A 12,636-nucleotide genomic window follows, 5' to 3' on the forward strand; every position below is an offset into this window, starting at 1 on the left:
TGCGATCACGGCGTGTGCGATCCGAATGCACCGCCCCAAGTGCCGCCTTTTAACTTGCCGTCTTTCCGGATCCGCGCGATGTCGAACCTGGCGCGCCGCCTGAGCCGTTCGCTCCGCCATCTGGCGTTCCAGCTTCCCGCCGCCGCCCTTTTCGCCACCACCGCCTTTGCCGGTCCGCCGCAGGTCGCGATCGTCGCGCCGCCGCCCCCGGTGACGGAACAGGTCTTCACCGTCGGCTTCGGCAAGATCGCCGAGGTCTATCTGGACCCGGTTTCCTTCGACCGTCTGGGGATGGACGGGATGAAGGGCCTGAGCACCATCGATCCGTCGGTGACGGTGGAGCAGACCGGCAACACCGTACGCCTGTACGTGTCTGGCGCGCTGGCGGCGGAGTATGGTGCCGCGGCGGACCGCGATGCCGCCGGCTGGGCGGTTCTGACCACCCGCATCATCGACCGCGCCCGCAGCCAGTCGCCGATCCTGGCGAAGGCGACGCCGGAACGGCTGTATCAGGTCGTCTTCGACGGCGTCACCGCCGACCTCGACGGCTATTCCCGCTATACCGGCGTCCAGCGCGCCAGCAACGAGCGCGCCCAGCGCGAAGGCTACGGCGGCGTCGGAATTTCGCTGGACAGCGCCACCAATGGTCGCGTCACGGTGCATGACGTCATGCCGCACAGCCCGGCCGAGCGCGCCGGCATCGTCGGCGGCGACCTGCTGCTGGCGATCGACGGCGACCTGACGACGCGGATGACCGCGGCGGACATGCGCGAGCGTCTGCGCGGCCCCACCGGCACCCTGCTCACCCTCACCGTCGCCCGCGACGGCGGCGCTCCTCGCCGGCTGCCCCTGCGCCGCGAACGGGTGGTGCCGAACACCGTCACCTATTCGTTGTCCGGCGACGTCGGCATCGTCAAGCTCGACCGCTTCAACGCCACCACGGCCTCCAGCCTGCGGTCGGCGGTGACCTCCATCCGGCAGGCGGCCGGCCCGACATTGCAGGGCATGGTTCTGGACCTGCGCGGCAATCCGGGCGGGCTGCTCGACCAGGCGGTCGCGGTCGCCGACCTGTTCATCCGCCGCGGCCGGATCATCTCCACCGAAGGGCGCAATCCCGAAAGCCGCCAGCGCTTCGACGCCAATCCCGACGACCTGCTCGACGGGCTGCCGCTGGTGGTTCTGGTCGACGGCCGGTCCGCCTCGTCGGCCGAAGTGGTGGCGTCCGCACTGCAGGACTCCGGCCGCGCGGTGGTGGTGGGGGCGTCCAGCTATGGCAAGGGCAGCGTCCAGACGGTCAACCGCCTCCCCAACGACGGCGAGCTGTTCCTGACCTGGAGCCGCATCTACACGCCGGCCGGCTACACCCTGCATCGCCAGGGCGTGCAGCCCACCGTCTGCACCAGCCGGGCCGGCCAGACCGATCCGGAGGCGCTGTTGTCCGACCTGCGCGAAGGGCGGCTGCGCCCGGCCCAGATCGCCAGCTGGCGGTCCAAGGCGGCCGACGACGAGCATGCGCTGAATGCCCTGCGCGAAGCCTGCCCGTGGAAGGAGCATGAGCCGGAACTGGACCTGCAGGTCGCCATGCGGCTGCTGGCTGAACCGGCGCTGTACCAGCGGGCGGTCGCCTCCGCGGTGGTCAACACCGTGGCGGAGCGCTGAGCGAACCGGAGGGCGGCGGCGCTGTGGCAATTGCCGTCGGACGCCGATTTTACCGCCCATAACGCTTGACATTGCGGCGTCAGACGGTATTTTCCGCCGCTACGACGCCGCCCCCGCCGGGCCGGCGGGGCACGGATTTTTTGTCGGGATCGAGATCATGGCCAAGCAGAACACCGTCCTCATCAAGCTGGTGAGCACGGCAGACACCGGTTTCTTCTACGTCAAGAAGAAGAACCCGAAGAAGACCACCGAGAAGCTGTCGTTCCGCAAGTACGACCCGGTGGCGCGCAAGCACGTCGAGTTCAAGGAAGCCAAGATCAAGTAAGGCTTGTCCGACACTGAGCTGTGCTTCGAATGAACAAGGCCGCCTTTCTGGCGGCCTTTTCGTTTTTGAGCCCACCCTTCCCACATCTTCCGCGCCCTTGCAGGTGAGGCATCCGGTCACAGCCACTATTTGCGGTGACGGCCACACCACGGATGCATGCATTCCAAAAGGGGCGCTCCGGGTGGACACTCTCCGAAAAGCTCTGGATTTCGGAGGGACCGCCCGTGCCCGACACCCATCCCAGCCCGATCGCCGAGCCACCCACCGCACCGTCAGCCGCATTGTCCGCCGCTGAGCGCCGGCAAACGCTCGCCACCCGCTTCCAGAAGGCGCGCGCCCGCACCGCCGAGCTGGTCGCCACCCTGTCGCCGGAAGACCTGATGGTGCAGACGGTGGCCGACGGCGCGCCGGCGAAATGGCACCTCGCCCACACCAGCTGGCTGTTCGAGGTCGCGGTTCTGATCCCCTTCAGCCCCGGCTACCGGCCGGCCGACCCGGCCTTCCTCGACCTGTTCGCCGCCCGCACCGACGGCGGCCCCGCGCCTCCCCGCGTGCTGTCGCGTCCGACGGCGGCCGAGATCATGCGCCACCGCGACCAGATCAACGGCGCGGTGCTGCATTTGATCGACGCGCTGGACGAGTCGCTTTGGGAGGCTGCCGAATCGGCGCTGATGATGGCCATCGCCCATGAACGGCGCCACCAGGAGCGGATGCTGCTGCACATCAAGCACGCCCTGTGGTGCAACCCGCTGCGTCCGGCCTATGAAGAGGCGCCGGATCACCCGCATCTCGGCGCCCCGCCCGATGGTTGGCTGGAGCAGCCCGGCGGCCTCGTCGAGGTCGGCAGGCCGGCGCCGCTGCCCGGTTTCGACCATGAAAGCCCGCGCCACCGCGTCTGGCTGGCCCCCTACCGGCTGGCATCCCGCCCGGTCACCTGCGGCGAGTACCAAGCCTTCATCGACGCCGGCGGCTACAGCGACCGCTCGCTGTGGCTCACCGACGGCTGGGAGACCGCGCACGCCGAAGGCTGGAGCGCCCCGCTCTATTGGGAACGCGGCGGCTTCGGGTCCGGCGCCCGCTGGCAGGTCTTCACCCTTTACGGCATGCAGCCGCTCGACCCCGACCAGCCGGTTTGCCATGTCAGCTGGTACGAGGCCGACGCCTACGCCCGCTGGGCCGGCAAGCGCCTGCCGCGCGAGGCGGAGTGGGAGGCGGTCGCCGCCGGCTGCGACAGCATGGGCAACCTGCTGGGCACCGGCCACCGTCATCCCCGCGCCGGGACCTGCCACGGCACCGGCCCCTGGCAGATGTGCGGCGATGTGTGGGAATGGACCGGCGACGCCTTCCTGACATACCCCGGCTACCGCCGGCCCCACGGCGCCGAAAAGGCCGTCCCGGACGAAGCGGTCAACGGCCGGCTTGCCGCCAACCGCATGGTCCTGCGCGGAGGCAGTTGCCTGACACCCTTCGACCATGCCGGCCCCTGGACGCGGCATTATCTGCGGCCGGAGACCCGGCTGTCGGTGAGCGGGTTCCGGCTGGCGGAAGATGCTTAAGGAGAGACTTGCGGGGAGATTTGTCCGCCCGCGCCGGCGGTCAGCGCCCGCGCCTGCCCCTGGGTGAGGATCCCGCGCTCCGTCAGGCGGGACAGCAGTGCCACGGCCAGTTCAGCCTGGAACAGCGCCTCCCCCTGTGGACCATTGCGCGGGTGGCAGGGCGCGCCGAAGGCCTCGGCCAGCCGGTCGGGCGACGCGCCGGCCAAAGCTGGATCCAACGCCGCCGCCAATGCACCGAGGTCGAGCGACGGCGGCAGCGCCGGATCGGCGATACCGGCCTGGGCGGCCGACCGCGCGAGGGCAGCGAGGCTCGAGTCGATGCCGATGCCGACGGCGATGCAGTTGTGCAGCGCGTCCTGGATCGCCGGCCACACCGCGGCGAACGGGCGCTCGCCCGCCACCATGACGGTGCCGATGCCGTGACGGGCGGTCGCCTCGGCCGGGACGGGGTCGATGGGGTCGATCAGCAGGGCGAGCGACACGGTGGGGAAGATGCGCGAGCCCACCAGCCGCACGGTGCCGATCGCGATCACAGGACCGCTGTCCGGCTCCACCCCCGCCGTCGCCACCCAGAGCGCGACGAAGGGCAAGGCCGCCAGCGGCTCCTCATCACCGAGCGGGCCGGCGGCATGGGCCACCCGCAGGCTGAGCGTGCGCTTGCCGCTGAGTCCGGCGGCATGGGCCATGCCACGGGCGGGGAAGGACAGGATCGCGCCGGCGCTCAGACCCAGATCGGCGATCCGTGCCGACAGTTCGCCCTCTTCGATCCGGCGCAGCACGGCGGTGACGGGAGCGCCGCCACCGCGCGCCCGCTCCATCGCACGGGCCAGATCGTCGCGAAGCAGGGACTTGCCGATGTCGGCCCCCTCCTCCACCGCCAGCAGCCTTGCGGCAGCGGGGTTCAGCTGTTCCACATGTCCGAGTTCGTCGAGGACCAGCAGGGGATCGTCGGCCAAAGCCAGCACCGCCCGCAACGCCCGGTCCACGCGTCCGCCCCCAAGCGGTCCGACCCCCAGAGGGCCGTCGCCAAGCCCCCGCTCACCGCCACGGGCGAGGCTCGCCGCTTCGGCAAGACGCGCCAGCTCGCCGCCCGGTCCGCCGGAGATCGGCTCCAGATCCACCCGGCTGCGGGCGCCGGACAGGCGGTCCGACAGACGGTCGAGGTCGCGGAAATGGCGCGACAGGCGGGAGAAGACGAACCAGACCGCCAGCAGGCCCAGTCCGCAGATCGCCAGCCCGCGCGTGAAGGCGGTGCGGTTGTCGGCCGCCAGCTGCGTGATTTCCACGCCAAGAAAGACCAGCGCGGCCGCCGCCACCGCCAGTCCAAGCATCACCACGCGCCAAACGCCGCCCTTCATCGGGCCGTCTCCCCGTCATTGCATGCCGAGTCTAGCCGGCAGAACGGAAACGGAGAAGCCGCGTGCGTGTTCAGCGCGCCACGACCGCCGCCCGTGCCCCCTCCACCTGCGCCATGAGGCCGGCCAGCGCGCCGCGCACCTCCCCCGACAGCCCGAACAGCAGCAACGCCACCAGCGCAACCGCCAGCGCATGATCCAGCAGCGGCCGGGCCGGCCGGCGCGCCCCGGAACGGTGGCGGAATGGGATTTGGAAGAACGGCATCGCTGGCGGCTCCGGCATGGATCAAGGCGTCAGGATGCCAGCCTACCGGCGGAGAGGACGAACGAACCCTTAACAGCGCTCGATCGACGGCCGATTGCCCCGCTTTTGTCTCGGCTCTATTTCGATTCGGGAGCGTTTTCAAAGTCGAGACTGCGCTCTCCACCCGCTGTGGAGGGCTCTACCCTTTGCGGGCAGCATCGCAAATTCGAGTTACCGCCTTTGCGTAAAATACATAGCAATTTGCGACGCGATTTTTGCTGTGCTTTTGCTGCATTTCCTGGTTTGCCTGCTTGTCGGATGATGCTAAGAGTAATGCATCCAACGAAAACACTCCTTTCTGCATAGGCAATTGCTTAGGAGGCCGGCAATGACTTTGGTCTATCGTCCCCTGCCCTATGGCGGGCACGAAGACCGGCGGACGGGCCGCCACCTGCTTCTGGTGGTCGCGCTGATCCTCGCCATTCCGACCGCTTTGGGCGCCGGCTGCACCGTCGATGCTCTGCGCAGCTATGCCGTGGAGGCGCGGCTGTCGCAAGCCGTCGATGCCGCCGCATTGGCCGGCGGTCGCGTGATGTTCGATTCGCAGCGCGACGGCCACATCCGCAGTTTCTTCGACAAGGCCTTCCCCAACGGCTTCCTGGGATCGAACCTGTCGCCGCTGACGATTGCCGAGGATGCGGCGGCCGGCACGCTGACGGTCAGCGCCCATGCCACCGTCAACGCCATCTTCCTGCGCCTGTTCGGCAAGAAGGAAGTGACGGTGGAGGCCCAATCCGTCGTCCGCCGCGGTCTCCACGCCCGCACCAAGCTGCAATAACTCCCTTTTCGCATTCCAGCCAGCTTCATCGCCGATTCGCGAGGCTCGCATTCGCGGAATGCAGCCCGGCGCCTTCGCAACTGCGGTAGAAGGGACGCACAGCGCCCCTTCCATCGGAGTCCGCGATGCTCGGAACCCTGACGCTCCTGCTGCTCTGCCAATTGGCCGGCGAGTTGGCCGCCCGCCTGCTGCACCTGCCGATCCCCGGCCCGGTGCTGGGCATGCTGCTGCTGTTCGCCGGCCTGCTGCTGCGCGGCGGCGTGCCGGCCGCGATCCAGGACACCGCGGGCGGGCTTCTGCGTCACCTGTCCCTGCTGTTCGTGCCGGCCGGCGTCGGGGTGATGGTGCATGTCACCCGCCTGGAGACGGAGGCGCTGCCGATCGTCGTCGCCCTGTTCGGCAGCACCCTGTTCGGCATTGCGGTGACCGCCAAGGTGATGGCCTTCCTGTTGAACCGCAGCGATCCGCGGCTGGAGGAAGAGCAGCCGGCCGGGAATTCGGCGAAGGGAGACCGGGCATGAGCGCCGATCTCCACCAGATCTGGGTCTATCTGTCGGCCAGCCCGCTGGCCGGGCTGACGCTGACCCTGGTCGCCTACCAGATCGGCCTGTGGGTGTTCGAGAAGCTGGGCCGCCGCCCGGTGCTGAACCCGGTGCTGATCGCCGTCATCCTGATCGCCGGCACGCTGAGCCTGTCGGGCATCGATTACCGCACCTATTTCGACGGCGCGCAGTTCGTCCATTTCCTGCTGGGTCCGGCCACGGTGGCGCTGGCCGTCCCGCTCTACAACCAGTTCCAGGAGGTGCGGCGTTCGGCCCTGGCAATGATGGTGGCGCTGCTGGTCGGGTCGGCCGCCTCGGCACTCAGCGCGGTGGCGCTGGTCTGGATCTGCGGCGGCACCAAGGTAACGATCCTGTCGATGGCGCCGAAATCCGTCACGTCCCCCATCGCCATGGGCGTGTCGGAACAGATCGGCGGCCTACCGTCGCTGACCGCAGTGTTCGTCATCATCACCGGCATCGTCGCCGCCAGCCTCGGCACATGGGTGCTGAACCTTGCGCGGGTGAAGGACTGGCGCGCCCGCGGATTCGGGATGGGGGTGGCGGCGCACGGCATCGGCACCGCCCGCGCCCTTCAGGTCAACGAGGTGGCGGGCGCCTTCGCCGGGCTGGGCATGGGTCTGAACGGGCTGGCGACGGCGCTGCTGCTGCCGACGCTGTACCACTTGATCTGGGGCTGAGGGCGGCAATGGTTGGTGCATCCCGCAGTCCGATTTCCGCCAATCCAGGCTTGACAGCCATGCCGCACCTGCGCACAGTGCGCCCTATGAACACCATCGACCGCAAGAACGCCCTTCTTCGACTTCTCGGCCCGGCGCTTTAAGCGTCCGGGTTTGTCGCGTTCGCACACCATTTCCATCGGTCGAAGTGTCTGTTCCATGAGCGATGTTTGCAAAGGCGCCGGCATCGGCGTCGCCCGGCAGGGGCCGGGACTGCGACTTACCGACGGTCGCTGAGCCACTTCCGGCGGCTCCGCGGCCGTACCCTTCGCCGGTCCCTCCGCCTTTCAAATTCCGATCCGCCGCCTCCTGCCCGCACTGAAAAAGCGGGACCCGAGGCCGCCAGTGGAGCCGAACGACGTCATGAGCACCGCCACCAACATCCCGACCCTGCCGAAGTCCCCGTCCAAATACGCCCCCTTCCCCCAGGTGAAGCTGACCGACCGCCAGTGGCCGTCGCGCACCCTGGACAAGGCGCCGATGTGGTGCTCGGTTGATCTGCGCGACGGCAACCAGGCGCTGATCGAGCCGATGGGGCCGGACCGCAAGCGCGCGATGTTCGACCTGCTGCTGCGCATGGGCTTCAAGGAGATCGAGGTCGGCTTCCCCGCCGCCTCGCAGACCGATTTCGACTTCTGCCGCGAGATCATCGAGCAGGGCAAGATCCCCGACGGCGTCACCATCCAGGTGCTGACCCAGTCGCGTGAGGAGCTGATCCGCCGCACCTTCGAGGGCATCAAGGGCGCCAAGCGCGCCATCGTCCACTTGTACAACTCCACGTCAGAGCTGCAGCGCCGCGTGGTGTTCGGGCTGGACCGTCAGGGCATCATCGACATCGCCGTCGCCGGCACCAAGCTGATCAAGCAGCTGGCCGCCGAGACGCCGGAGACCGAGATCGTCCTGCAGTACTCGCCGGAAAGCTTCACCGGCACCGAACTGGACTTCGCGGTCGAGATTTGCGAGGCAGTGATGGAGACCTGGGGCGCTTCGCCCACCAACAAGGTCATCCTGAACCTGCCGGCCACGGTCGAGATGTCGATGCCCAACGTGCATGCCGACCAGATCGAGTGGTTCTGCCGCACCCTGAAGAACCGCGAATCGGCGATCATCTCGCTGCACCCGCACAACGACCGCGGCACCGGCGTCGCCGCGGCGGAGATGGGGCTGCTGGCCGGTGCCGACCGCGTCGAAGGCACCCTGTTCGGCAACGGCGAGCGCACCGGCAACGTCGACGTCGTCACGCTGGCGCTGAACATGTTCACCCAGGGCGTCGATCCGGAACTGAACATCGACGACATCAACGAAATCGTCCGTGTGTCGGAATACTGCACGCAGCTGCCGGTGCACCCGCGCCATCCCTATGCCGGCGAGCTGGTGTTCACCGCCTTCTCGGGCTCGCACCAGGATGCCATCAACAAGGGTCTGAAGGCGCTGACCAAGTCCAACACCGGCAAGTGGGAGGTCCCGTACCTGCCCATCGACCCGCAGGATCTGGGCCGCAGCTATGAGGCGGTGATCCGCATCAACAGCCAGTCCGGCAAGGGCGGCATCGCCTATGTGCTGGAGAAGGACTACGGCCTGCAGATCCCGCGCCGCCTGCAGATCGAGTTCTCCAAGGTCGTGCAACGCGTCGCCGACGAGACCGGCAAGGAGCTGTCGCCCGCCGACATCCACGCCGCCTTCAAGGCCGAGTATCTGGACGCCGACACCCCGCTGGAACTGGTCGAGCATTCGACCGAGCCGCGCGGCCCGAACTCCGGCGCCCGCGCCATGAGCGTGGTGATGCGCCGCAACGGCGAGATCATCACCACCAAGGGCAAGGGCAACGGTCCGATCGACGCCTTCCTGGACGCCCTGCGCCAGGGCTGCGGCACCGACCTGCACGTCGTCGACTATCGCGAGCACGCCATCGGCTCCGGCGAGGACGCCCAGGCCTGCGCCTATGTCGAGGTGAAGACCGGCGACAGGACCCTGTTCGGCGTGGGCATCGACGCCGACATCGTGACCGCCTCGCTGCGGGCGCTGGTGAGCGCGGCCAATCGGGCGACGCGGTAACCGTAGCGAACAAGAGCCTGAGGGGCGACAAAGCCGCGCCCCTCAGTGCGCTCTACTGATAAAAATTAAACGCTTGAACACCACTCGGGCAGAAACACAATCTTCCGAGGTAATTTTGTATGAATTATTCGGTTTTCTTCCTGTATCCTCGCGCAATTTCTAGATATTTCTTGTTATCCACATAGTCTCGGATGGTATCATTGTACCACGAGGCCATTGGAGACTCTTTCTGATGAAGCTCCAATGCTATTCTGAAGCAATCCTCAGCTTTCTCAATCGAGCCAGGAACACCCCAGCGCAGATAAAGCTGCCCTAATATCACGTATGTATAAGAAGGAATATAATTTTCGCCAACACCACCATCAGGCCTTGATCTGATCAACTCCTCTATCCATTCAATAAGCTCATAATATTTCGATGTATGCTCAGCGATATTCCAAGCTTCAGATAGAACGATTTCTGGTCTTTCTAGAGTAAGCCCGACTATTAGCTTTCTCACTTCGTCGGAAGCCTGAAAGTCACCAGATTCTATCTTTAATCTGATTCTACGCACACTGTGAACAGCTGTTTTATGCTTTTCATAAGCTATGTCAGCTAGTTTGGTTGCAAGCCCATGCTGATCAAGAGACGAAGCTCTTGCTGCAGCATTAAAGTAAAAACTGCTATCATACATATCAGAGTACGGTTTTTCTGTTATTTTCCTCAATATTTCTAGCATCTGCTTTCTATTCTCTTTACTAACTTTACCATTTTCGTCCGAAAGGCGCTCAATCGCCCCGGATATGTCATAATCTACAAGATTAATATTCTTAGAATCCTGCATTACGCCGCCAAATGTTTTATCAAATTCTTTTATCTTCTGGCTTATTACACCTACTTCCCCTAAAACATTTTGTAATTGCGCTAAAGAACTATTCGCCTCACCCAGTCGGATCGAGACAATCTATCAATCTTTGAAGAAATTATACTCTCAGACTGTTTAGAAAAGTCTTCTAACGATTTATATCCCACAAAAGCTACAAGTGCAGCAACGCCAATTATCGCCCAAACGGATATCTGAGCAAACTTCATTATGTCATCAGATTTCCGTACCTTTGCGTCAAAGTATTCCTTGACTAGATTGATCTGATTTTCTTTTGATTCAGAATCTTTTTCTATCAACCTTTCAATGCTTTGCAGTTTTTCCGAGAAAATATCAACCCTAGATGAGATTTCCTCCAAAGATGGTGCTCTAGAAGCTCCGATCTGTCTATCAATCACCTCAGCCATCTTTTCACTCCAATGTATGTTTTCATAAAAACCATTTTTAATATATCGTACGTCGACACTTCCCGCAAATGGAGACTTTATTTGATCACCTACAACCAAGATAGATTTTTGTCAGATTTGCATTCACTGTTTGAGTGCTTCAGCCACAAGCCCGCACGCCCCAACCTTGCTCCGCCCGCCCCGCCCGCCTATAAGTCCCCACGAAACGCGTCGAGCAACAGCGGACAGCGCTATGATCGTGGTCACCGGCGGGGCCGGCTTCATCGGGTCCAACCTTGTCGCGGCGTTGGCTGCGCGCGGCATCACCGACGTGGCGGTCATCGACCGCTTCCGTGACGGCGAGAAGTGGCAGAACCTCGCCAAGCGCGAGGTCGCAGCTCTGGTGCCGCCGGAGCAGACGCTGGCCTTCCTCGACCAGCATGCGGCGGAGATTGACACCGTCTTCCATCTCGGCGCCATCTCCGCCACCACCGAGCGGGACGTCGACAAGATCGTCGCCAACAACGTCGCGCTGACGCTGGACCTGTGGCGCTGGTGTTCCTGGCGTGGCTGCCGGCTGATCTATGCCTCCTCCGCCGCGACCTATGGCGACGGTTCCGCCGGTTTCGACGATGACGGGTCCTGCGACGGGCTGGCGCGGCTGCGGCCGCTGAACGCCTATGGCTGGTCCAAGCATCTGGTCGACCGCCGTATCGCCCGCGCCGTCGCCGGCGGCGATCTCGTGCCGCCGCAATGGGCGGGGCTGAAGTTCTTCAACGTCTACGGCCCCAACGAAGCCCACAAGGGCGACATGATGAGCGTGGTCGCCAAGCTGTATCCGCAGCTGACGGCCGGCAATCCGGCGCGCCTGTTCAAGTCGCACAAGGACGGCTTCGAGGATGGCGGCCAGCTGCGCGATTTCATTTACGTCGACGACTGCGTCGCCGTGATGCTGTGGCTGTACGACCATCCGGAGGTCAGCGGCCTGTTCAACGTCGGCACCGGCAAGTCGCGCAGCTTCAAGGACCTCGCGCTGGCGACCTTCGCCGCTCTGGGGCTGCCTCCCCGGATTGAGTACTTCGACATGCCTGAGCATCTGCGCGGCAAATACCAATATTTCACGCAGGCGACGACGGATCGCCTGCGCGCCGCCGGATTCGACCAGCCCTTCACCGAGCTGGAAGAGGGTGTCCGGCGCTATGTGCAGGATTTCCTGTCGCAGCCCGACCCGTACCGCTGACCGGAGTTCCAATGTTCGCCACCCTGCCAGTCGTCGCCTTCCCCACCATCGATCCGGTCGCCTTCGCCGTCGGACCGGTCGTCGTCCGCTGGTACGCGCTGGCCTATCTGGCCGGGTTCGTGCTGGGCTGGCGTTACTGCATGGGGCTGGCGCGGCTCGACCCGGATCTGCGGCCGAAGCCGGAGGAGTTCGACGACTTCCTGACCTGGGCGGTGATCGGCACCATCCTGGGCGGGCGGATCGGCTATGTGCTGTTCTACAACCTGCCCTACTACATGGAAAACCCGCTGGACGCCCTGCAGGTCTGGCATGGCGGCATGTCGTTCCACGGCGGCATGGTCGGCGTGCTGACGGCCATCGGGCTGTTCTGCTGGCGCCGCGGCATCTCGACCTTTGTCTTCGGCGACATCATCGCCGCCTGCGCGCCCATCGGTCTGTTCTTCGGCCGCATCGCCAACTTCATCAATGGCGAGCTGTATGGCCGGCCGGCCCCCGATTTTGCCTATGCCATGGTGTTTCCGCGCGATCCGCTGCAGGTGCCGCGCCATCCCAGCCAGCTTTACGAGGCGGCGCTGGAAGGCGTGGTGCTGTTCATCCTGCTGGCGATCGCCATCCGCATTCCGGCAGTCCGCCACCGGCCGGGCACGGTGGGCGGGCTGTTCCTGATCGGCTACGGCCTGTCGCGCATCACCGTGGAGTTCTTCCGCGAGCCCGACCCGCAGCTGGGCTTCCTGTTCGCCGGTGCGACGATGGGACAGCTGCTGTCGTTGCCGATGCTGGCCATCGGGCTGTGGCTGGTCGTCCGCGGCCGGCGCCACGCTCTGCCGGCCTGACGCC

At 65.1% G+C, this 12,636-nt stretch carries 13 protein-coding genes; 9 read left to right on the top strand and 4 right to left on the bottom strand.

The features are described from left to right. Positions 1-78 precede the first annotated feature (78 nt). The 3 genes from M5E06_RS08905 (at position 79) to egtB (ending at position 3,540) form a co-directional block, all read left to right on the top strand. Positions 79-1,659, top strand: a complete 1,581-nt coding sequence (locus M5E06_RS08905; protein ID WP_252137890.1) for a S41 family peptidase — start codon at positions 79-81, stop codon at positions 1,657-1,659. Positions 1,660-1,816: 157 nt separating this feature from the next. Beyond that, positions 1,817-1,984 carry a 50S ribosomal protein L33 gene (rpmG, locus tag M5E06_RS08910; RefSeq protein ID WP_012974790.1) on the top strand — a complete coding sequence of 56 codons (168 nt, stop codon included), beginning with the start codon at positions 1,817-1,819 and terminating at the stop codon, positions 1,982-1,984. 224 nt (positions 1,985-2,208) lie between these two features. Further along, complete coding sequence (egtB, locus tag M5E06_RS08915; protein ID WP_252137891.1) at positions 2,209-3,540, top strand: ergothioneine biosynthesis protein EgtB; 1,332 nt, start codon at positions 2,209-2,211, stop codon at positions 3,538-3,540. Here the strand turns inward: egtB and M5E06_RS08920 are convergent. Together M5E06_RS08920 and M5E06_RS08925 are read right to left on the bottom strand one after the other, a co-directional pair. Then, on the bottom strand, positions 3,537-4,898 hold the full coding sequence (locus tag M5E06_RS08920; protein ID WP_252137892.1) for a PAS domain-containing protein: 1,362 nt from the start codon (positions 4,896-4,898) through the stop codon (positions 3,537-3,539). The two genes, egtB and M5E06_RS08920, sit on opposite strands and share 4 nt — an antisense overlap. 70 nt (positions 4,899-4,968) lie before the next feature. Next, positions 4,969-5,160: a hypothetical protein gene (locus tag M5E06_RS08925; protein ID WP_252137893.1), complete on the bottom strand. Its 192-nt coding sequence runs from the start codon at positions 5,158-5,160 to the stop codon at positions 4,969-4,971. Positions 5,161-5,527: 367 nt separating this feature from the next. On the opposite strand from M5E06_RS08925, the gene M5E06_RS08930 reads away from it, so the two are divergent. From M5E06_RS08930 to leuA, 4 genes are all read left to right on the top strand, one after another. After that, positions 5,528-5,977 carry a pilus assembly protein TadG-related protein gene (locus tag M5E06_RS08930; protein ID WP_109074054.1) on the top strand — a complete coding sequence of 150 codons (450 nt, stop codon included), beginning with the start codon at positions 5,528-5,530 and terminating at the stop codon, positions 5,975-5,977. 125 nt (positions 5,978-6,102) lie between these two features. Continuing rightward, positions 6,103-6,498, top strand: a complete 396-nt coding sequence (locus tag M5E06_RS08935; protein WP_252137894.1) for a CidA/LrgA family protein — start codon at positions 6,103-6,105, stop codon at positions 6,496-6,498. Next, positions 6,495-7,217 (top strand): LrgB family protein, encoded by a 723-nt coding sequence (locus M5E06_RS08940; protein ID WP_252137895.1) that lies wholly within the window; start codon positions 6,495-6,497, stop codon positions 7,215-7,217. Before M5E06_RS08935 ends, M5E06_RS08940 begins: the two co-directional genes overlap by 4 nt. A 402-nt stretch (positions 7,218-7,619) precedes the next feature. Beyond that, positions 7,620-9,311 carry a 2-isopropylmalate synthase gene (leuA, locus tag M5E06_RS08945; protein ID WP_502801965.1) on the top strand — a complete coding sequence of 564 codons (1,692 nt, stop codon included), beginning with the start codon at positions 7,620-7,622 and terminating at the stop codon, positions 9,309-9,311. A gap of 124 nt (positions 9,312-9,435) precedes the next feature. On the opposite strand, the gene M5E06_RS08950 is transcribed toward leuA, so the two are convergent. Both M5E06_RS08950 and M5E06_RS08955 read right to left on the bottom strand, forming a co-directional pair. Further along, positions 9,436-10,134, bottom strand: a complete 699-nt coding sequence (locus tag M5E06_RS08950) for a hypothetical protein (RefSeq protein ID WP_252137896.1) — start codon at positions 10,132-10,134, stop codon at positions 9,436-9,438. 80 nt (positions 10,135-10,214) lie between these two features. After that, positions 10,215-10,580, bottom strand: coding sequence for a hypothetical protein (locus M5E06_RS08955; protein ID WP_252137897.1), 366 nt, complete (start codon positions 10,578-10,580; stop codon positions 10,215-10,217). 232 nt (positions 10,581-10,812) lie between these two features. On the opposite strand from M5E06_RS08955, the gene rfaD reads away from it, so the two are divergent. Together rfaD and lgt are read left to right on the top strand one after the other, a co-directional pair. Further along, positions 10,813-11,799, top strand: coding sequence for an ADP-glyceromanno-heptose 6-epimerase (gene rfaD / locus M5E06_RS08960; protein WP_109152297.1), 987 nt, complete (start codon positions 10,813-10,815; stop codon positions 11,797-11,799). Positions 11,800-11,810: 11 nt separating this feature from the next. Then, a complete protein-coding gene (lgt, locus tag M5E06_RS08965) occupies positions 11,811-12,632 on the top strand; it encodes a prolipoprotein diacylglyceryl transferase (protein WP_109152296.1) in 822 nt (273 codons plus the stop codon). The last annotated feature ends 4 nt before the right edge of the window (positions 12,633-12,636 follow it).

The organism is Azospirillum sp. A1-3, from assembly GCF_023806445.1.
Classification (GTDB): Bacteria; Pseudomonadota; Alphaproteobacteria; order Azospirillales; family Azospirillaceae; genus Azospirillum.

Excerpts from the sequence above, each read along its gene's own strand:
- rfaD (WP_109152297.1), top strand. The coding sequence starts at position 10,813 with ATGATCGTGGTCACCGGCGGGGCCGGCTTCATCGGGTCCAACCTTGTC.
- M5E06_RS08925 (WP_252137893.1), bottom strand. The coding sequence starts at position 5,160 with ATGCCGTTCTTCCAAATCCCATTCCGCCACCGTTCCGGGGCGCGCCGG.
- M5E06_RS08935 (WP_252137894.1), top strand. The coding sequence starts at position 6,103 with ATGCTCGGAACCCTGACGCTCCTGCTGCTCTGCCAATTGGCCGGCGAG.
- M5E06_RS08940 (WP_252137895.1), top strand. The coding sequence starts at position 6,495 with ATGAGCGCCGATCTCCACCAGATCTGGGTCTATCTGTCGGCCAGCCCG.
- leuA (WP_502801965.1), top strand. The coding sequence starts at position 7,620 with ATGAGCACCGCCACCAACATCCCGACCCTGCCGAAGTCCCCGTCCAAA.
- lgt (WP_109152296.1), top strand. The coding sequence starts at position 11,811 with ATGTTCGCCACCCTGCCAGTCGTCGCCTTCCCCACCATCGATCCGGTC.
- M5E06_RS08955 (WP_252137897.1), bottom strand. The coding sequence starts at position 10,580 with ATGGCTGAGGTGATTGATAGACAGATCGGAGCTTCTAGAGCACCATCT.
- M5E06_RS08905 (WP_252137890.1), top strand. The coding sequence starts at position 79 with ATGTCGAACCTGGCGCGCCGCCTGAGCCGTTCGCTCCGCCATCTGGCG.
- M5E06_RS08950 (WP_252137896.1), bottom strand. The coding sequence starts at position 10,134 with ATGCAGGATTCTAAGAATATTAATCTTGTAGATTATGACATATCCGGG.
- M5E06_RS08920 (WP_252137892.1), bottom strand. The coding sequence starts at position 4,898 with ATGAAGGGCGGCGTTTGGCGCGTGGTGATGCTTGGACTGGCGGTGGCG.
- rpmG (WP_012974790.1), top strand. The coding sequence starts at position 1,817 with ATGGCCAAGCAGAACACCGTCCTCATCAAGCTGGTGAGCACGGCAGAC.
- M5E06_RS08930 (WP_109074054.1), top strand. The coding sequence starts at position 5,528 with ATGACTTTGGTCTATCGTCCCCTGCCCTATGGCGGGCACGAAGACCGG.